This is a genomic window from Hydrogenophaga sp. UC242_53 (assembly GCF_042696965.1).
Taxonomy (GTDB): domain Bacteria; phylum Pseudomonadota; class Gammaproteobacteria; order Burkholderiales; family Burkholderiaceae_C; genus Hydrogenophaga.
In genome coordinates this window covers 2,344,889-2,363,018 of record NZ_CP170552.1, presented here as the reverse complement: position 1 = coordinate 2,363,018, position 18,130 = coordinate 2,344,889, and the positions used below count along the sequence as shown (strand labels likewise).

The following is an 18,130-nucleotide window of genomic DNA, read 5'->3' as shown; positions in this document are numbered from 1 at the left end:
GGAAAACACGATTATGGACTTCGAACTCAAATCCCTTTCGCCCACCCAGGCCGCCCAACTGAGCGCCGACGCGCTGCTGGTGCTGGTGCCCGACACCGCGGCCCCCGGCAAGGCTGCCGGCGGCGCCCTGCAGGAGCTCGTGGCCAGCGCCACGAAACTGGGCGACCTGGACGCGGGTGCTGCGCAAGCAACTGGCCTGCTACCGCCCTGTGGGCATCAAGGCCCCGCGGGTGGTGCTGGTGCGGGTGGGCGACGGTTCGGCCGCCTCGGTGCGCAAGGCCGTGGGCGCGGGCATGGGCTCGCTCAAGCAGCCCGGCATCAAGAAGCTGGGCCTGGTGCTCAGCCTGTTCGATGCGAACGACGACGCCGTGCGCGCCGCCGTGCAGACCTGTGCGGACGCGACCTACACCTACACCACCACCAAGCCCTCGGCCAAGGCCCGCACGGTGCAACAGGTGGTCGTGGGTGTGGAGAACGCGGCGGCCGTGCGCGGTGGTTTCGAGACCGGCCGCGCGCTGGTGACCGGGGTGGAGTTCGCCAAGGAATGGGCCAACCGCCCGGCCAACCACGCCACGCCCACCATGTTGGCCGAGGCGGCCCGCAAGCTGGGCCGCAAGCCCGGCCTCAAGGTGGATGTGCTCGGCCCGAAACAGGTCGAAGCCTTGGGCATGGGCTCCTTTCTCGCCGTCGCCAAGGGCTCGGCCGAACCGCTGCGCTTCATCGTCCTGCACTACAACGGTGCGGCCAAGACCAGCGCCCCCGTGGTGCTGGTGGGCAAAGGCATCACCTTCGACACCGGCGGCATCTCCATCAAGCCGGCGGCGGAGATGGACGAAATGAAGTTCGACATGGGAGGCGCGGCCAGCGTGCTCGGCACCTTCGCCGCCCTGGCCGAGCTCAAGCCCGCCATCAATGTGGTGGGCCTCATCCCCAGCTGCGAGAACATGCCCGACGGCATGGCCGTGAAACCGGGCGACGTGGTCACCAGCATGAGCGGGCAGACCATCGAGATCCTCAACACCGATGCGGAAGGCCGCCTGATCCTTTGCGATGCGCTCACCTACGCCGCGCGTTTCAAGCCCCACAGCGTGATCGACATCGCCACCCTCACCGGTGCCTGCGTGATCGCCCTCGGGGGCGTGCGCTCGGGGTTGTTCTCGACCCGCGACGACCTGGCCCAGGCCCTGCAGAAGGCCGGCGACACCGCGCAGGACCTGTGCTGGCGCCTGCCGCTGGACGATGAGTACGCCGAAGGCCTCAAATCGAACTTCGCCGACATGGGCAACGTGGCCGGGCGCGCGGGTGGCGCCATCACCGCCGCCAAGTTCCTGCAGAAGTTCACCGCCGAGCTGCCCTGGGCCCACCTGGACATCGCCGGCACCGCGTGGAAGAGCGGGGCGGCCAAGGGCTCCACGGGGCGGCCGGTGCCGCTGCTGTTGCAGTACCTGATCGACCAGGCCGCGGCGGTGGCGCCGAAGAAGGCCCCCAGAACCCGCAAGGCCTGAACACGGCGCGCAGCATGACCGAGGTGGCCTTCCATTTCAACGCACCCGACAAGCTGGGTTACGCCTGTCGCCTGCTGCGCAAGGCCTACCTGCGTGGCGCGCGGGTGATGGTGCTCGTGGAAGAGCGGGAGCGGGCGGCGCTGGATGTGGCGCTCTGGACCATGGCCAACGGCGAGTTCATCCCCCACAGCGGGCCGATGGACCCCGCGCATGTGAAGTCCCGCTCGCCCATCCACCTCGCCAGCGAGGTCTCGGCCGCCAACGGGGCCACGGTGCTGGTGAACCTGCGCCTGGGCATGCCGGCCGGCTACGAAGGCTTTGCGCGCGTCATCGAGGTGGTGACCGGGGATCAGGAAGACCGCGGACACGCGCGCGACCGCTGGAAGCTTTACAAGGCGCAGGGCATCGAGCCCCAGCGGCACGATCTCCAGCTGGCGCCCCAGGACTGACGCCCGCGCACCTGCGCCAGAGCAGCATGCGCCGGCCTTATGGGCCATTCAACGGCGTGATGCGACTTTGGGAAAACCCTCGTTCCTTCCCACAGGCGCTGCGCGATGCGAAATCCGCTGGTTTTTTGGAGTATCTTTATGGGCGTGGAGAAAAAAAGTTCCCTCCGCATTCCAACTTCCATCCTTTTCCGAGGAAAACCATGCAACTGAACACCAAACTGGCCGTCATCGCGGCGGCTGTCGCACTTGCCGCTTGCGGCAAAAAAGAAGAGGCCGCACCCGCAGCCGCTCCTGCCGCTGCCCCCGCTGCCGCCGCTCAGGTCATCAAGATCGGTCACGTTGGTCCCACCAGCGGCGCCATCGCCCACCTCGGCAAGGACAACGAGAACGGCGCCCGCATGGCGATCGAGGAGCTCAACGCCGCTGGCCTGACCATCGGTGGCAACCCGGTCAAGTTCGAACTGCTGGCGGAAGACGACGCAGCAGATCCGAAGCAAGGCACCGCCGCCGCCACCAAGCTGGTGGATGCCAAGGTCGCTGGCGTGATCGGCCACCTGAACTCCGGCACGACCATCCCGGCCTCGCAGATCTACAACGACGCTGGCATTCCCCAGATCTCTCCCTCCGCCACCAACCCCAAGTACACCCGCCAGGGTTACGCTGGCGCGTTCCGCGTGGTGGCTGACGACGTGCACCTGGGTGGCACGCTGGGCAAGTACGCCGTGGAATCGCTCAAGGCCAAGAGCGTGGCCGTGATCGACGACCGCACCGCGTATGGCCAGGGTGTGGCCGACGAGTTCGAAAAGGGCGTGGCTGCTGCGGGCGGCAAGGTGGTGGGCCGTGAGTTCACCAACGACAAGGCGACCGACTTCAACGCCATCCTGACCACCCTGAAGGCCAAGAAGCCCGACGTGGTGTTCTTCGGCGGCATGGACGCCGTGGCCGGCCCGATGCTCAAGCAGATGAAGCAGCTCGGCATCAACGCCAAGTTCATGGGTGGCGACGGCATCTGCTCGACCGAGCTGCCGAAGCTGGCCGCCGACGGCCTGGCCGACGACCAGGTGTTCTGCGCTGAAGCCGGTGGTGTGGAAGGCGAACAGAAGGAAGGCATGGAGAAGTTCCGCGCCGACTTCAAGGCCAAGTTCAACGCCGACGTGCAGGTCTATGCCCCGTACGTGTACGACGCCACGAAGGTGCTGGTCAACGCCATGGTCACCGCCGGCTCGGCCGACCCCAAGGTCTACCTGCCCGCGCTCAAGGCCACCAACTACAAGGGCGTGACCGGCAACATCGCCTTCGACGAAAAGGGCGACATCAAGAACGGTGCCCTGACGCTCATGACCTACAAGGGCGGCAACCGCACCACCTTGGCCGTGATCCGCTGATCGGCCAGTGCCCCGGACGGGACGGCCTCTTCGGAGGCCTCCTGTGACAAAAAGCCACCGCATGCGGTGGCTTTTTTTCGTCTGCGCCCGGCGTGGGTGCAGTCCTACAGGGAAGGGGGGCCTCAGCCGACACCCGGGCCGCACGGGGATTTTTAGACTGGTTGTGCGTGGCGATCCTGCCCGCAACCCGTTTCTTTTCTGGAGATTTCGCATGAGCAACCAAGGCAAGTCCAACCAGCAGCAACAGCAGAACCCGAACCAGCAACAGCCTGGCAGCCAGAACAACCCCAATCAGCAGCAACAGCAGCCGAACCCCAATCAGCAGCAACCCGGCAGCCAGAACAAGCCGGGCCAGCAGCAACAGGCACAACCCGGCCGCGATGACAACCGCAAGTCGCCGCAGCAAGGCGGCAACCAGGCGGACAACAACGATCCGTCGCGCAAGCAGCAAGGCAGCAACAACCCGCAACGTGGTTGATCGGCTGAGACGAGGAATGCCCGGCCTCGGCCGGGTTTTTTATGCAGGAGATCCCCATGGACAACATCTACGAAGCCCTCCGCGAAAGCCACGAGACGCAGCGCACGCTGTGCCGGCGGCTGGTGCGCACCAAGCCCGAGGATCCCCGCGCCCAAGAGATTTTCAAGGCGCTGCGCATCGAACTGGCCGCCCACGCGGCCGCCGAAGAGCGCTATCTGTACGCCCAGATCCTGTTTGACGACATGGGGCTGGATTCGTCGCGCCACGCTTTGCACGAGCACCATGAGATCGATGAATGTGTCGAAGCCCTGGAAGAGGCGCGAAACAAGCCCGAGGCCTGGCCGGAGCTGGCGAAGAAGCTGTCCCACGAAGTGCACCACCACCTGCGGGAAGAAGAGCGCAAGTTCTTCCAGCTCTCCGGCAAGATCCTGAGCGACAGGCAAAAAGTCAGCCTGGCCGCGCAGTACCGGTCCGACCTCGACCGGATGCGTGACGTGGTGGCCTGATCCCGAAGGGGTAAAACCCCCAGCCTGCGTGGAATGCTGCGTTGCAGCAAGATCGAGGGAATGTCCGCCACATCCTCCCAGGCCCCCACGGGCGACCCCGCCACCCATCCTGCTTTCCGCTCCACCGTTTGGGCCCTCGGGCTCGGCGGTTTTGCCATTGGCACCGGCGAGTTCGTCATCATGGGCCTGCTGCCCGAAGTTGCGCACCACGCTGCAGGTCAGCATCCCGCAGGCCGGCCATGTGATCAGCGCCTACGCGCTGGGTGTGGTTGTCGGGGCGCCTTTGCTGGCCGTGCTCACCGCCCATTGGCCCCGGCGCATGCTGCTCGTCGTGCTGATGGTGCTGTTCGCCCTCGGCAACCTGGCCAGCGCGGCGGCCCCCGGTTATTGGAGCCTGAACCTGCTGCGCTTCATGGCCGGCATGCCGCACGGCACCTATTTCGGCGTGGCATCCCTCGTGGCCGCCTCGCTGGTGCCACCGGGCTGTTGTCTTCCACTGAAAACTGACCCAGTTAGAGCATCAATTTCCATTGAAAGCTGACCCACGTAAGAACCCTATCCTGCTGCTTTTGGCAGCAGGAGATTTCAGGAGTGATAGACGTGGCGACACTGAGTGTCATAAGACGCTGGGCACTGCGCGAGCAGATGTCCATCCGCGAGATCTCCAGGCGTACAGGCCTGGCTCGCAACACCGTTAAGAAGTACCTGCGGGCGGGCGATGAAGAGCCCCGCTACGCCAGGCGTGCGAGCTCCAGCAAGCTCGATCCATTCGCCGACAAACTTTCAACATGGCTGTCGATCGAGGCAACAAAGTCGCGCAAACAGCGGCGCACTTTGCTGCAGCTCCACACACCCTAGATCTGAAAAGGAGAAAACGAAGCACTTATCCACACCGTGAGCTTCTTTGCTCACACAACGGGTGGGTCAGTATTCGATGGAAATCTCGGGTCAGAGATCAGTGAAATTCAACAAAAAGTGTTTCTAAAAACCAGAGATAGCAGTAAACGTCATGAAAACTGCATAGACAAAAAAGCCCCGATCTCCAATGAAGAACGGGGCTTTTAGGGTGTTGTCTGAGATCCTTTGAAAGGGTCCGAGACTCATTAATGGCGGAGAGGGCGGGATTCGAACCCGCGGTGGGGATTAGCCCACACACGCTTTCCAGGCGTGCGACTTAAACCACTCATCCACCTCTCCGCGAAGCCTGCGATTGTAGCAGGCCGTTGCGCCCTTTATCCCGCCCGGCTGCCGTCGGCGGTCTTGTTGTGCCAAGCGTGCTGCAGCAACACGTCCAGCGACACATATTCCAGGGCCGCCGCGTGGGTGCTGTCCAGCACCACCGGTGGCGCCACGCCCGCCTGCAGGGCTTCCAGCCAGCGTTGCACGCAGAGGCACCAGCGGTCGCCGGGCTGGAGGCCGGCGAAGCGCCATTGCGGGCGCGGGGTGCTCAGGTCGTTGCCGTTCTCTCGCGAGAAGTCCAGAAACGCCGCCGTGACACGGGCGCACACCACGTGTGTGCCATGGTCTTCGGCGTCGGTCTCGCAGCAGCCGTCGCGGTAGAAGCCGGTGAGCGGGTCGTAGGAGCAGGGCACCAGCGGGCCGCCCAGCACGTTGCGCGACAAGGTCATGGTGGCGGCTCCGTGGTGAGGCTGGTGTTGCGTCAGGCGTTGGTCTTGCCGCCCACACCCACCATCTTCATGGCCGAGGTGATGAGCGCCGACACCTCGGTCATGTTGCTGGGCACGATGAGCGTGGTGGTGGCGTCGGCGGCGACCTTGCCGTAGGCCTCCACGGCTTTCTCGGCCACCTTGAGCTGCACGGCTTCCTGGCCGCCCGGCTGGCGGATGGCTTCGGCCACCTTGCGAATGGCTTCGGCGTTGGCCTCGGCCACCGCGAGGATGGCGGCGGCTTCACCTTGCGCGTTGTTGATCTCGGCCTGCTTTTCGCCTTCGGAGCGGGCAATGAAGGCTTCGCGCTCGCCGGTGGCGATGTTGATCTGTTCCTGGCGGCGGCCTTCGGACGCCGCGATCAGCGCGCGCTTCTCGCGCTCGGCGGTGATCTGCGACTGCATGGCGCGCAGGATGGCCTCGGGCGGCGTGAGGTCCTTGATTTCGTAGCGCAGCACCTTCACGCCCCAGTTCAGCGCGGCTTCGTCGATGGCCGAGACCACCTGCGCATTGATCACGTCGCGCTCTTCGAAGGTCTTGTCGAGTTCCAGCTTGCCGATGACCGAGCGCAGCGAGGTCTGTGCCAGCTGGGTCACGGCCACGATGTAGTTGGACGAGCCGTAGCTCGCGCGCATCGGGTCGGTGACCTGGAAGTACAGGATGCCGTCCACTTGCAGCTGGGTGTTGTCGCGCGTGATGCAGACCTGGCTGGGCACGTCCAGCGGAATTTCCTTCAGGCTGTGCTTGTAGGCCACCTTGTCGACGAAGGGCACCAGGAAGTTCAGGCCCGGCGCGAGCGAAGAGTGGTACTTGCCCAGGCGCTCCACCACCCACGCGTTCTGCTGCGGCACGACCTTGATGGACCGTGTGATGAAGATGACGGCGATGATGAAGAGGAGGATGGCAATTTCCATGGCAATGGCTTCTCAGAAAGGTTTCAGGAGGGGCGAGGGTAGCGCATGCGTGTTCGCGCTCAGACCTTGTCGACCAGCAGGCGGTTGCCCACGAGCTCGGCCACGCGGTAGGCGCCTGGGGTGGGCGGGTTGCCCGGGCGCTGGATCACGGTCCATTGCGCGCCACGGTATTTCACGCTCGCGGTGCCGTCGGCGTGCCATTCGTCGATCTGCAGCACCTCGCCGATGTCGAGGTTGACGCTGCGCATGGCGCGCACCGAGGGGTCGCCGGCACCGCGTTTCTTGATGAAGTACCAGCCCACCACGGCGGCAGAGCCGACCACCGCCGCCGCGATCAGCTCCATGGTGGTGCCCAGGCCTGCGTGTGCCGCGAGCGCGCCGGCGGCCAGGCCCACGGCGAGCATCAGCAGGTAAAAGGTGCCTGTGAAAAGCTCCAGCGCGACAGCAGCGCCGGCCAGCAGCCACCACACGGTTGAGTCCGACATGAATACTCCTGTCTTCAGAATGCCAAGGGAACCCGGGCGCGGCCCAAGGGTCTGGCCAGAAGGAATGTCTGGCTTGCGCCACATTCTGCGACAAAAGGCCGGCGCGTTCCGCAGGGAGACACGCGATTTCCGTACACTTCGCGCCTGCTTTGCCACCGTTGGGGTCCCCGCCGATGGTGCCCTTCCCCCGTAGCCGGCTGAACACGGCTGGAGAATCTCACATGAAATTCCGCTTTCCCATCGTCATCATCGATGAGGACTTCCGCTCGGAGAACACTTCGGGCCTGGGCATCCGCGCGCTGGCACAGGCCATCGAAGTCGAAGGCTTCGAGGTGGTGGGCGTGACGAGCTATGGCGACATGAGCCAGTTCGCGCAGCAGCAGAGCCGGGCGAGTGCCTTCATCCTGTCGATCGACGACGAGGAGTTCAGCCACGGCGACGACATCGACCCCGTGGTGCTGAACCTGCGCAGCTTCATCGACGAGGTGCGCCGCAAGAACGCCGACGTGCCGATCTACATCTACGGCGAGACCAAGACCAGCCGGCACCTGCCCAACGACGTGCTGCGCGAGCTGCATGGCTTCATCCACATGTTCGAGGACACGCCGGAGTTCGTGGCGCGCCACATCATCCGCGAGGCCAAGAGCTACCTCGAAGGCATCCAGCCGCCGTTCTTCAAGGCCTTGCTGGACTACGCGGAAGACGGTTCCTATTCGTGGCACTGCCCGGGGCACTCGGGTGGCGTGGCCTTCCTGAAGAGCCCCGTGGGCCAGATGTTCCACCAGTTCTTCGGCGAGAACATGCTGCGCGCCGACGTGTGCAACGCGGTGGAGGAGCTGGGCCAGCTGCTGGACCACAACGGCGCCATCGGCGCGAGCGAGCGCAATGCGGCGCGCATCTTCAATGCCGACCACTGCTTCTTTGTCACCAACGGCACGTCCACCTCCAACAAGATGGTGTGGCACCACACGGTGGCGCCGGGCGACGTGGTGGTGGTGGACCGCAATTGCCACAAGTCCATCCTGCACAGCATCATCATGACGGGCGCGATCCCCGTCTTCCTCAAGCCCACGCGCAACCACTACGGCATCATCGGCCCGATCCCGCAGAGCGAATTCGAGATCGAGGCGATCCAGGCCAAGATCCGCGCCAACCCGCTGCTGGCCGGCGTGGACGCCGCCACCGTGAAGCCGCGCGTGCTCACGCTGACGCAGTCCACCTACGACGGCGTGCTCTACAACACCGAGGCCATCAAGCAGATGCTGGACGGCTACGTGGCCAACCTGCATTTCGACGAAGCCTGGCTGCCGCACGCGGCCTTCCACCCGTTCTACGGCAACTTCCACGCCATGGGCAAAAAGCGCGCGCGGCCGATGGAGTCGGTGGTGTACGCGACGCAGTCCATTCACAAGCTGCTTGCCGGCATCAGCCAGGCCAGCCACGTGCTCGTGCAGGATTCGCAGAACGTCAAGCTGGACCGCCACCTCTTCAACGAGGCTTACCTGATGCACACCAGCACCAGCCCGCAGTACGCGATCATCGCGAGTTGCGACGTGGCTGCGGCCATGATGGAGCCGCCCGGCGGCCGTGCGCTGGTGGAAGAGAGCATCTTCGAAGCGCTCGATTTCCGCCGCGCCATGCGCAAGGTGGAAGCCGAGTTCGGTGAGGACGACTGGTGGTTCAAGGTCTGGGGGCCGGACGACCTGGCCGACGAAGGCATGGGCGAGACCGGCGACTGGGTGCTCAAGCAGAAGGACGTGTCTTTCAGCGAGAAGGACTGGCACGGCTTCGGCGACATGGCGCCTGGCTTCAACATGCTGGACCCGATCAAGGCGACCATCGTCACCCCGGGCCTGAACCTGGACGGCCGTTTCGAAACCAACGGCATTCCGGCGTCCATCGTCACCAAGTTCCTGGCCGAGCACGGCGTGGTGGTGGAGAAGACGGGCCTGTACAGCTTCTTCATCATGTTCACCATCGGCATCACCAAGGGCCGCTGGAACACGCTGCTGACCGCGCTGCAGCAGTTCAAGGACGACTACGCCAAGAACCAGCCGATGTGGCGCATCCTGCCGGAGTTCTGCCAGAAGCACCCGCGCTACGAGCAGATGGGCCTGCGCGACCTGTGCCAGCACGTGCACGAGCTGTACGCCCGCTACGACATCGCGCGCCTCACGACCGAGATGTACCTGAGCGACCTCACGCCGGCGATGAAGCCCACCGATGCCTTCGCGCACATCGCGCAACGCACCACCGAGCGGGTGCCGATCGACGCGCTGGAAGGCCGCATCACCACCAGCCTGGTGACGCCGTACCCGCCGGGCATCCCGCTGCTGATCCCGGGTGAGGTGTTCAACAAGAAGATCGTGGACTACCTGAAGTTCGCGCGCGAGTTCAACCTGCAGTGCCCGGGCTTCGAGACCGACATCCACGGCCTAGTGGAAGTGGTGGGCGACGACGGCCGCAAGAGCTATTTCGCGGACTGCGTGAAGGCCTGAGGCCTGCGGGCTTCCGTGCCGCCAAGCGCCCCGGCCACGTCAGTGGCGCGGGGCGTTTTCCATTTCAGAGCATGGCCTGGCTGTCGCGGCTCACGCCCGTGGTCTGGGCGTAGCCGCCATCCACGTAGGTGATCTCCGCCGACACGCCGGAGGCGAGGTCGGAGAGCAGGAATGCGGCCACGTTGCCCACTTCCTCGATGGTGATGTTGCGGCGAATCGGCGCGGCGGAAGCCACCAGGTTGAGCAGCTTGCCGAAGTCCTTGATGCCGCTGGCCGCCAGCGTCTTGATCGGGCCGGCGCTGATGCCGTTGACGCGCATGCCCTTGGGGCCGAGCGATTCGGCGAGGTAGCGCACGGATGCTTCCAGGCTGGCCTTGGCCAGGCCCATGGTGTTGTAGTTGGGCACCGCGCGGATCGCGCCCATGTAGCTCAGCGTGAGCAGCGAGGCCTTGTCGTTCAGGTAGGGCAGGGCCGCCTTGGCCATGCCGGGGAAGCTGTAGGCGCTGATGTCGTGAGCGATGCGGAAGGCTTCGCGCGAGAGGCCTTCGAGGAAGTCGCCGGTGATGGCCTCGCGCGGGGCGAAGCCGATGCTGTGCACGAAGCCGTCGAACTTGGGCCAGGCCTGCGACAGGTCGGCGAACATCTTGTCGATCTGGGCGTCGTCGCTCACGTCGCAATCGAAGATGAGCTTGGAATCGAAGTCGGCCGCGAACTCGGTGATGCGGTCCTTGAAACGGTCACCGACGTAGCTGAACGCCAGCTCGGCGCCTTGTTGGTGGCAGGCCTTGGCAATGCCGTAGGCGATGGATCGGTTGGACAGCACGCCCGTGATCAGCAGTTTCTTGCCAGCGAGAAAACCCATTTTTCAGTCTCCAGAGAAAAATCCTTCAGAATTGTCTCATGCGTCGTTCCGCCCCTTGCCTCCACAGCCGTCTCGCGACGCTGTGCGCGGCCGTGGCCCTGGTGGCGTGGAGCCCGGCCAGTTGGGCGGCCCATGGCTATGCGCTGTGGGGCGACCTGAAGTACCCGGCGGGTTTCACGAACTTCGACTACGTGAACCCGAACGCGCCGCAGGGTGGCGAGCTGCGGCTGGTGAGCAACCAGCGGGTGTCCACCTTCGACAAGTACAACCCGTTCACCATCCGGGGTTCGGCACCGGCCTACCTCGCCGCCTTGGTGTTCGACACCTTGCTCACACCCTCGCTGGACGAGACCGCGTCGGCCTACGGGCTGCTCGCCAGCGATGTCTCGGTGGCCGACGATGGCCTGTCGGCCACGTTCAAGCTGCGTGCCGAGGCGCGCTTTCACAACGGCGACCCCGTGCTGGCCGCCGACGTGCGCCACAGCTACGACACGCTGATGAGCCCGCAGACCATGCCGGCCTACAAGACGCTGCTGGAGGAGGTGGCGGGGCTGGACGTGATCGACGAACGCACGGTGCGCTTCCGCTTCAAGCGGCCGAACCGCGAACTGCCGCTGACGGTGGGCACCATTCCCGTCTTCAGCCGCAAGTGGGGCATGGTGGACGGCAAGGCCAAGCCGTTCGATCAGGTGGTCATGGACGTGCCGATCGGCAGCGGGCGCTACAAGATCGGCCCCGTGGTGTTCGGGCGCGACATCACCTACGTGCGCGACCCGAACTACTGGGCCCGCGATCTCAACGTCAAGCGCGGCACGGACAACTTCGACCGCATCACGGTCAAGATCTACAAGGACAACACGGCCCGCCTCGAGGGCTTCAAGGCAGGCGAATACGACCTGCTGCAGGTGTTTTCCGCGGGAGACTGGGCCCGCCGCGTGAACGGGCGCCGCTTTGACAGCGGTGAGCTGGTCAAGGGCGAATTCGCCCATCGGCTGCCCTCGGGTTTCCAGAGCTACGTGCTCAACACGCGCAACCCCAAGCTGGCCGATGTGCGGGTGCGCGAGGCGCTGGGCCTGGCCATTGACTACGAGTGGATGAACCGCCAGATGTTCTACAGCTCGTACCACCGTGTGAATGGCTTGTTCGGCAACACCGATTGCGAAACCACGGGCCTGCCCACGGCGGAGGAACTGGCGCTGCTGGAGCCCTGGCGCGGCAAGGTGCCTGACGCGGTCTTCGGCCCCATGACCGTGCCCCCGCGCACCGATGGGGACTCCTCGCTGCGGGCGAACCTGCGCAAGGCCCGCACCCTCCTGAGCGAGGCGGGCTGGGAGGTGCGCGACGGCGCGCTGCGCAATGCCAAGGGCGAGCCCATGGTGCTGGAGTACCTGGACAGCCGCGAGGGCGGCGTGCGCACTGTCGGCCCGTGGATCCGCAACCTGGAGAAATTGGGCATTCGCCTGAACTTCCGTTCCGTGGACTACGCCCTCTACCAGCAACGGGTCGATCGTTTCGAGTACGAGATGATTTCGATCGCCTTTCCCGGCACCAACAACCCGGGGCAGGAGTACGTCGAGATCTTCGGCAGCAAGGCGGCAGACATGCCGAGTTCGGGCAATTTCGCGGGCGTCAAGAGCCCGGCGGTCGATGCCCTGTTGCGCCGCATGACCAGTTCCAGGACCAAGGCCGAGCTGCTGCCGGCCTGCCATGCGCTGGAGCGCGTGATCGCGCACAGCCACTACCTGATCCCGCAATGGACGGTCAACGAACACCGCATGGCCTACAACGCCACGCGGCTGGACAAGCCGGCCAGCATGCCGCCCTACACCCAGGCCGAGACCTGGGCCATGACCACCTGGTGGGCCAGAAAATGACCTTCCGCTGACGCCCTATGTTGTCTTACATCCTCAAACGCCTGCTGCTCATGCTGCCCACGTTGTTCGGCGTGCTGCTGCTGACGTTTGTGGTGATCCAGTTCGTGCCCGGTGGCCCGGTGGAACAGTACCTGGCCGACGCGCGCGCGGGCGGGCGGGCCCGGCGGCGCGGAGGGCAGCGGCATGACCTACCGGGGCGCGCAGGGCGTGGACCCGCAGCGCCTGGAGCAGATCAAGGCGCTCTACGGTTTCGACAAACCCGCGCACACGCGTTTCGTCGAGATGCTGGGCCGTTTCGCGCGCTTCGACCTGGGCAACAGCTTCTTCCAGAACAAGCCGGTGAGCCAGCTCATTGCCGAGAAGCTGCCGGTGTCCATCAGCCTGGGTTTGTGGACCTTTCTCATCAGCTACGGCGTGGCCGTGCCGCTGGGCGTCGCCAAGGCCGTGCGGGCCGGCACGCGCTTCGATCTGGTCAGCACCTTGCTCGTGCTCGTGGGCTATGCCATCCCGGGCTTCGTGCTGGGCGTCGCGCTGCTGGTGATCTTCGGCGGGCAGCTGCAGTGGTTCCCGCTGCGTGGGCTTACCTCCGCCAACTGGGAGGAGCTGAGCTGGGGCGCGCGCATCATCGACTACCTCTGGCACATCACGCTGCCCGTCACGGCCATGGTGCTGGGCAGCTTCGCCGTCACGTCCATGCTGACGAAGAACGCCTTCCTGGAGGAAATCCGCAAACAGTACGTGATGACGGCGCTGGCCAAGGGGCTGTCGGAGCGGCAGGTGTTGTGGAAACACGTGTTCCGCAACGCGCTCATCCCCATCGTCACCGGTTTTCCGGCGGCCTTCATCGGCGCCTTCTTCACGGGGGCGCTGCTCATTGAAACCCTGTTCTCGCTGGATGGCCTGGGTCTGCTGAGCTACGAGAGCGTGATCCGGCGCGACTACCCGGTCGTCATGGGCACGCTGTTCCTGTTCACCCTGATCGGACTGGTCACCAAGCTGATCTCCGACCTTTGCTACGTGTGGGTGGACCCCCGCGTGAAGTTCGACTGATGGCCAGCGGTGTCCATGAGCCCCAGCCGGCGCGCCTGGCTGCGCTTCAAGCGCAACCGGCTCGGCTACTGGAGCCTGGTGATTTTCTGTGCGCTGGTGGTGGCCAGCCTCTTCGCCGAGGTGCTGTCCAACGACCGGCCGCTGATCGTGCGCTACGAGGGCAAGACCTATTTCCCGGTGGTGCAGGACCATGCGGAGACCGTCTTCGGGGGCGACTTCGAGACGCCCACCGACTACCTCGACCCCTTCATCCGCGAGCAGATCACCCGGGGCGACAACTGGGCCCTCTACGCACCCAACCCCTATGGTGCGCAAACCATCAACTACTTCGCCAAATCGCCCAATCCGTCGGCGCCCACGTGGGACAACTGGCTGGGCACCGACGACCGGGGGCGCGACCTGCTGGCGCAGCTGATCTACGGCTTTCGCGTGAGCGTGCTGTTCGCGCTGGCGCTCACAGCCATCGGCGTGGTGCTGGGCGTCATCACCGGCGCGATCCAGGGCTTCTTTGGTGGCAAGACCGACCTGGCCTTCCAGCGCTTCATCGAGATCTGGAGCTCCATGCCGGAGCTGTACCTGCTCATCATCTTCTCGGCCGTGTTCTCGCCCAGCCTGGGCTTGCTGCTGATCCTGCTCAGCCTGTTCGGCTGGATGGGCCTGTCCGACTACGTGCGCGCTGAGTTCCTGCGCAACCGCCAGCTCGACTACGTGCGCGCGGCGCGCGCCATGGGCCTGTCGAACGGGCAGATCATCTGGCGCCACGTGCTGCCCAACAGCCTGACGCCCGTGGTCACCTTCCTGCCGTTCCGCATGAGCGCGGCCATCCTGGCGCTGACCTCGCTGGACTTCCTCGGCCTGGGGGTGCCGCCGGGCACGCCGTCACTGGGCGAGTTGCTCAGCCAGGGCAAGAACAGCATCGACGCCTGGTGGATTTCCCTTTCCACGTTCGCCGTGCTGGTGATCACGCTGCTGCTGCTCACCTTCATGGGCGATGCGCTGCGCGACGCGCTGGACCCCCGAAAGGCCGACAAATGACGGCGCCCATGCTGCTCGAAGTCAGGGATCTGCGCGTGGCGTTCGCCGGCCAGGAGGTCGTGCATGGCATCGATTTCTCGATCCGGGCCGGCGAGAAGCTCGCGCTGGTGGGCGAATCGGGTTCTGGCAAGACGGTGTCGGCGCTCTCGCTGCTGCGATTGGTGCACAACGCGGACGTGTCCGGCCGTGCGCTGCTGCAGGGCAAGGACCTGCTCGCCATGACCGAGCGCCAGCTGCGTGGCGTTCGGGGCGACGAGGTGGCGGTCGTGTTCCAGGAGCCGATGAGCGCGCTCAACCCGCTCTACACCGTGGGCGATCAGATCCGCGAGGTGCTGCAGCTCAAGAAGGGCCTCACGCTCCGCCAGGCGGTGGTGGCGTCCCACGAGCTGCTGGCCTCCACCGGCATTCCCGAGCCGGCGCGCCGCGCCAACGCCTTTCCGCACCAGCTCAGCGGCGGCCAGCGCCAGCGCGCCATGATCGCCATGGCCCTGGCCAGCGCGCCCAAGCTGCTGCTGGCCGACGAACCCACCACCGCGCTGGACGTGACCCTGCGCGTGCAGATCCTCGACCTGCTCGCGGACCTGCAGCGGCAGCACGGCATGGCGGTGCTGCTGATCACGCACGACCTGAACCTCGTGCGCCGCTTCGCCGACCGCGTGGCCGTGATGGAACGTGCGCACCTGGTGGAGCAGGGCGGGGTGGGCGACGTGTTCGCCGCGCCCCAGCACCCCTACACGCGCAAGCTGCTGGCCAGCAAGCCCGAGCGCGACGTGGCCGAGCCGGTGGTGCGGGCCGATGCGGCGCCTGTGTTGAAGTCCCAGCGTCTGCGCGTGAGCTATCCCGTGCGGCTGCCAGGTTTCAAGGGGTGGTTCAGAAAGGGCGAGTTCGTGGCGGTGCACGGCGCCGACATGGTGATCGCCCCGGGGCAGACGCTGGGTGTGATCGGCGAGTCCGGCTCGGGCAAGTCCACCCTGGCGCTGGCCGCGCTCGGCTTGCTGCCGCACCAGGGCAGCCTGCAGATCGATGGCACCGACTGGACGCAGGCGAAAAAGGCCGGCCGGGACCGCGCCCTGCGCCAGCGCGTCCAGGTGGTGTTCCAGGACCCGTTTTCCTCGCTCTCGCCGCGCCTGACCGTCGAGCAGATCGTGGGCGAGGGCCTGCAGGTGCACCAGCCGGGGCTGTCGGTGGCTCAGCGGCGCGAGCGGGTGGTGACCGCGCTGGCCGACGTAGGACTGGTTGACGACCCCGAGCACGGCAGCGACTGGCTGCAGCGGTACCCGCACGAGTTCTCGGGCGGTCAGCGGCAGCGGCTGGCGATCGCCCGTGCCTTGATCGTCGATCCGCAACTGCTGGTGCTCGACGAGCCCACCAGCGCACTCGACGTGACGGTGCAGAAGCAGGTGCTGTCGCTGCTGCAGCGCCTGCAGCGAGAGCGGGGCCTGAGCTACCTGCTGATCACCCACGACGTGGACGTGATCCACGCCATGGCGCACGACGTGATGGTGATGAAGGACGGTGTGGTGGTGGAGCATGGGCCGGTGGACCGGGTCCTGCAGGCGCCCGAGCACCCCTACACGCGCGCACTGGTGCAGGCCGCCGCCTGAACCCACACCGTTCTTGATCTGCGTCAGTCGCTGGCGCGGGCGCTGAGGCTATAACGCGCTCAATGGATGTGGATCGCATGCCTTCGTCGCCAGTCACGCTGACCTCGCCCGCGCGCTGGGTGGCGGCGGGCTGGGCCGACCTCTGTCGCAACCCCGTGCCGGGTCTGGTGCATGGCCTGCTGGTCACCGCCTTCGGCGCCTGGCTGCTGTGGATCGCGCGCGATCGCTTCTGGCTGCTGGCCGGCGCCTTCTCGGGTTTTCTCATCGTCGCGCCCATCCTGGCCACCGGCCTGTACGCGGTCAGCCGGGGGCTGGAACGCGGGCAGCGCATCGGCATGGCCGAGGTGTGGGCGCTCTGGCGCTCGGGCGACGCCCGGCTGGTGCGCTTTGGTCTGCTGCTGGGGCTGGCGGGCACCGGCTGGGTGCTGACCTCGGCGGCGCTGATCACCCTGTGGTCGCCCGTGCCCATTCACAAGCCGATGGATTTTCTGCGCCACGTGGTGCTGGTGCGCGAGATCGGCCTGTTCGAGGTCTGGCTGCTGCTGGGCGCGCTGCTGGCCGCCCCGGTCTTCGCGTCCACCCTGGTGGCGCTGCCCATGCTGGTGGATCGGCCGGTGGCGGTGAGCGCGGCGGTGTTCCGCAGCTGGCGCGCCGTGCGCCAGCCACCCGGGCCCGGCCACGCTGTGGGCGGTGTGCATCGCGCTGCTCGCCGGCCTGGGCATGGCGTCGGGCCTGCTGGGCCTGATCGTGCTCATTCCACTGATGGGCCACGCCAGCTGGCACGCCTACCGCGATCTGACCGCCGGGGACGGGCAGGGCTGAGCGATGGAAGCCACCGTCCTGGGCTTCACCGAGGGCCAGATCGCGCAGTTCGGGCTGACCTTCGGTGTCGGTGCCTTCATCCTCTACATGCTGTTCATCGTGCTCAACCTCGCGCGCGAGTCCAAGGCGGGGAAATTTGGTACTTTTGTCCTCTTCCTGGTGCTTTCTTTCGGCATGTTGGGCTTTCTGCGCAAGAACCTCATCCAATGGGTGCTGGGCATCTGAGCGAGGTTGCCAGATAGCGCACAGAAGCGTTACAATGCTGGCTTCACGACCAAATGGGCGGGTAACTACCGGCCCATTTTTTTTGGCCGAACGCTTTTGGCCCCACGGACCGCCGGGGGGCGAACCCTGGGCAGACACCACACGCAATGGCTTGGCAAGACACCGTAGAGCAGACCGTCACCGGACTGGGCTTTGACCTGGTGGAACTCGAACGCTCCGCTGGCGGTCTGTTGCGCGTGACGATCGACTGGCCCTGGCAGGCGCCCGTGGAGGGGCAGCCGATGCCCGCCGAGCGCTTTGTGACGGTGGAAGATTGCGAGAAGGTCACGCGCCAGCTGCAGTACCTGCTGGAAGTGGAAGGTCTGGAGTACCGGCGCCTCGAAGTGGGTTCGCCGGGCATCGATCGCCCGCTCAAGCGCGAGATCGATTACGTGCGGTTTGAAGGCCACGTGGTGGACCTGACCCTAAAGGCGCCGATCGGCGCCACGGGGACCGATGTGGCGGCGAACCGCAAGAAATTTCGCGGCACGCTCGAACGTGCCGACGACGGTGTGCAGTGGCAGGTGGTCTGGAGCGATGCGCCCGAACCCAAGCCGGGGCAGCGCGTGAGCAAGAAGCGCGCGCCCGTGCCGCTGCAGGCCCTGGCTTTTGGGCTGGCGGATGTCCAGCAGGCGCGGCTCGCGCCGATCGTGAATTTCAAGGGCCGGCAGGCCCCTGGCGCGGCCGCTGCGCCGGGCGATGAATGAGAGAAAACGTTGTGATTACGGAAAA

The 18,130-nt window shown here is 65.8% G+C and carries 15 protein-coding genes, 1 tRNA gene and 5 pseudogenes; 16 read left to right on the top strand and 5 right to left on the bottom strand.

Translation table 11 applies throughout. The features are described 5' to 3' along the window. Positions 1-13 precede the first annotated feature (13 nt). The 7 genes and pseudogenes from ACFJI0_RS11835 to ACFJI0_RS11805 form a co-directional block, all read left to right on the top strand. Positions 14-1,505: pseudogene (locus tag ACFJI0_RS11835) on the top strand (leucyl aminopeptidase). A 14-nt stretch (positions 1,506-1,519) separates the two neighbouring features. Next, positions 1,520-1,954, top strand: coding sequence for a DNA polymerase III subunit chi (locus ACFJI0_RS11830; RefSeq protein WP_382325113.1), 435 nt, complete (start codon positions 1,520-1,522; stop codon positions 1,952-1,954). A 200-nt stretch (positions 1,955-2,154) separates the two neighbouring features. Continuing rightward, positions 2,155-3,339, top strand: coding sequence for a branched-chain amino acid ABC transporter substrate-binding protein (locus ACFJI0_RS11825; protein ID WP_382157523.1), 1,185 nt, complete (start codon positions 2,155-2,157; stop codon positions 3,337-3,339). Positions 3,340-3,550: 211 nt separating this feature from the next. Further along, the gene (locus ACFJI0_RS11820; protein WP_291119007.1) at positions 3,551-3,817 is read left to right on the top strand and encodes a hypothetical protein; all 267 of its coding nucleotides are present in this window, start codon (positions 3,551-3,553) and stop codon (positions 3,815-3,817) included. Between the two features lie 56 nt (positions 3,818-3,873). Further along, on the top strand, positions 3,874-4,323 hold the full coding sequence (locus tag ACFJI0_RS11815; RefSeq protein ID WP_382325111.1) for a hemerythrin domain-containing protein: 450 nt from the start codon (positions 3,874-3,876) through the stop codon (positions 4,321-4,323). Between the two features lie 60 nt (positions 4,324-4,383). Further along, positions 4,384-4,807: pseudogene (locus tag ACFJI0_RS11810) on the top strand (MFS transporter); the annotation flags it as partial. A 107-nt stretch (positions 4,808-4,914) separates the two neighbouring features. Beyond that, a pseudogene (locus ACFJI0_RS11805) lies at positions 4,915-5,172 on the top strand (IS21 family transposase); the annotation flags it as partial. A gap of 258 nt (positions 5,173-5,430) precedes the next feature. On the opposite strand, the gene ACFJI0_RS11800 reads toward ACFJI0_RS11805, so the two are convergent. The 4 genes from ACFJI0_RS11800 to ACFJI0_RS11785 all read right to left on the bottom strand — a co-directional run bounded on the left by ACFJI0_RS11800 (position 5,431) and on the right by ACFJI0_RS11785 (position 7,389). After that, positions 5,431-5,520 (bottom strand) — tRNA-Ser (locus tag ACFJI0_RS11800). 35 nt (positions 5,521-5,555) lie between these two features. Continuing rightward, complete coding sequence (locus tag ACFJI0_RS11795) at positions 5,556-5,951, bottom strand: DUF2237 family protein (RefSeq protein WP_382325109.1); 396 nt, start codon at positions 5,949-5,951, stop codon at positions 5,556-5,558. A 32-nt stretch (positions 5,952-5,983) separates the two neighbouring features. Continuing rightward, complete coding sequence (locus ACFJI0_RS11790) at positions 5,984-6,904, bottom strand: SPFH domain-containing protein (RefSeq protein WP_382325108.1); 921 nt, start codon at positions 6,902-6,904, stop codon at positions 5,984-5,986. Positions 6,905-6,963: 59 nt separating this feature from the next. Next, positions 6,964-7,389, bottom strand: a complete 426-nt coding sequence (locus ACFJI0_RS11785; protein ID WP_382325107.1) for an NfeD family protein — start codon at positions 7,387-7,389, stop codon at positions 6,964-6,966. A 221-nt stretch (positions 7,390-7,610) separates the two neighbouring features. Here ACFJI0_RS11785 and ACFJI0_RS11780 point away from each other — a divergent pair, with 221 nt between their 5' ends. Continuing rightward, positions 7,611-9,887, top strand: a complete 2,277-nt coding sequence (locus ACFJI0_RS11780; RefSeq protein WP_382157553.1) for an Orn/Lys/Arg decarboxylase N-terminal domain-containing protein — start codon at positions 7,611-7,613, stop codon at positions 9,885-9,887. Positions 9,888-9,951: 64 nt separating this feature from the next. Here the strand turns inward: ACFJI0_RS11780 and fabI are convergent, their stop codons facing one another. Next, positions 9,952-10,749 carry an enoyl-ACP reductase FabI gene (gene fabI / locus ACFJI0_RS11775; RefSeq protein ID WP_291115724.1) on the bottom strand — a complete coding sequence of 266 codons (798 nt, stop codon included), beginning with the start codon at positions 10,747-10,749 and terminating at the stop codon, positions 9,952-9,954. A 38-nt stretch (positions 10,750-10,787) separates the two neighbouring features. On the opposite strand from fabI, the gene ACFJI0_RS11770 reads away from it, so the two are divergent. From ACFJI0_RS11770 to rimP, 8 genes and pseudogenes are all read left to right on the top strand, one after another. After that, entirely contained in the window at positions 10,788-12,623 is a 1,836-nt protein-coding gene (locus ACFJI0_RS11770; protein WP_382325106.1) for an extracellular solute-binding protein, read from the top strand. A gap of 17 nt (positions 12,624-12,640) precedes the next feature. Further along, a pseudogene (locus ACFJI0_RS11765) lies at positions 12,641-13,673 on the top strand (microcin C ABC transporter permease YejB). Positions 13,674-13,688: 15 nt separating this feature from the next. Beyond that, a complete protein-coding gene (locus ACFJI0_RS11760; protein WP_382325104.1) occupies positions 13,689-14,708 on the top strand; it encodes an ABC transporter permease in 1,020 nt (339 codons plus the stop codon). Next, positions 14,705-16,312, top strand: coding sequence for an ABC transporter ATP-binding protein (locus tag ACFJI0_RS11755; RefSeq protein WP_382325102.1), 1,608 nt, complete (start codon positions 14,705-14,707; stop codon positions 16,310-16,312). Before ACFJI0_RS11760 ends, ACFJI0_RS11755 begins: the two co-directional genes overlap by 4 nt. 62 nt (positions 16,313-16,374) lie before the next feature. Then, positions 16,375-16,860, top strand: a pseudogene (locus ACFJI0_RS11750) (DUF2189 domain-containing protein); the annotation flags it as partial. Between the two features lie 142 nt (positions 16,861-17,002). Further along, positions 17,003-17,134: a hypothetical protein gene (locus ACFJI0_RS11745; protein WP_382325100.1), complete on the top strand. Its 132-nt coding sequence runs from the start codon at positions 17,003-17,005 to the stop codon at positions 17,132-17,134. A gap of 3 nt (positions 17,135-17,137) precedes the next feature. Then, the gene (locus ACFJI0_RS11740; RefSeq protein WP_382325098.1) at positions 17,138-17,359 is read left to right on the top strand and encodes a DUF2788 domain-containing protein; all 222 of its coding nucleotides are present in this window, start codon (positions 17,138-17,140) and stop codon (positions 17,357-17,359) included. A gap of 146 nt (positions 17,360-17,505) precedes the next feature. Then, the gene (rimP, locus tag ACFJI0_RS11735; RefSeq protein WP_382325096.1) at positions 17,506-18,105 is read left to right on the top strand and encodes a ribosome maturation factor RimP; all 600 of its coding nucleotides are present in this window, start codon (positions 17,506-17,508) and stop codon (positions 18,103-18,105) included. The last annotated feature ends 25 nt before the right edge of the window (positions 18,106-18,130 follow it).

Coding starts and splice junctions, on each gene's coding strand:
- ACFJI0_RS11780 (WP_382157553.1), top strand. CDS start 7,611: ATGAAATTCCGCTTTCCCATCGTCATCATCGATGAGGACTTCCGCTCG.
- ACFJI0_RS11825 (WP_382157523.1), top strand. CDS start 2,155: ATGCAACTGAACACCAAACTGGCCGTCATCGCGGCGGCTGTCGCACTT.
- ACFJI0_RS11785 (WP_382325107.1), bottom strand. CDS start 7,389: ATGTCGGACTCAACCGTGTGGTGGCTGCTGGCCGGCGCTGCTGTCGCG.
- ACFJI0_RS11770 (WP_382325106.1), top strand. CDS start 10,788: ATGCGTCGTTCCGCCCCTTGCCTCCACAGCCGTCTCGCGACGCTGTGC.
- ACFJI0_RS11815 (WP_382325111.1), top strand. CDS start 3,874: ATGGACAACATCTACGAAGCCCTCCGCGAAAGCCACGAGACGCAGCGC.
- ACFJI0_RS11830 (WP_382325113.1), top strand. CDS start 1,520: ATGACCGAGGTGGCCTTCCATTTCAACGCACCCGACAAGCTGGGTTAC.
- fabI (WP_291115724.1), bottom strand. CDS start 10,749: ATGGGTTTTCTCGCTGGCAAGAAACTGCTGATCACGGGCGTGCTGTCC.
- ACFJI0_RS11740 (WP_382325098.1), top strand. CDS start 17,138: ATGGAAGCCACCGTCCTGGGCTTCACCGAGGGCCAGATCGCGCAGTTC.
- rimP (WP_382325096.1), top strand. CDS start 17,506: ATGGCTTGGCAAGACACCGTAGAGCAGACCGTCACCGGACTGGGCTTT.
- ACFJI0_RS11760 (WP_382325104.1), top strand. CDS start 13,689: ATGAGCCCCAGCCGGCGCGCCTGGCTGCGCTTCAAGCGCAACCGGCTC.
- ACFJI0_RS11790 (WP_382325108.1), bottom strand. CDS start 6,904: ATGGAAATTGCCATCCTCCTCTTCATCATCGCCGTCATCTTCATCACA.
- ACFJI0_RS11795 (WP_382325109.1), bottom strand. CDS start 5,951: ATGACCTTGTCGCGCAACGTGCTGGGCGGCCCGCTGGTGCCCTGCTCC.
- ACFJI0_RS11755 (WP_382325102.1), top strand. CDS start 14,705: ATGACGGCGCCCATGCTGCTCGAAGTCAGGGATCTGCGCGTGGCGTTC.
- ACFJI0_RS11820 (WP_291119007.1), top strand. CDS start 3,551: ATGAGCAACCAAGGCAAGTCCAACCAGCAGCAACAGCAGAACCCGAAC.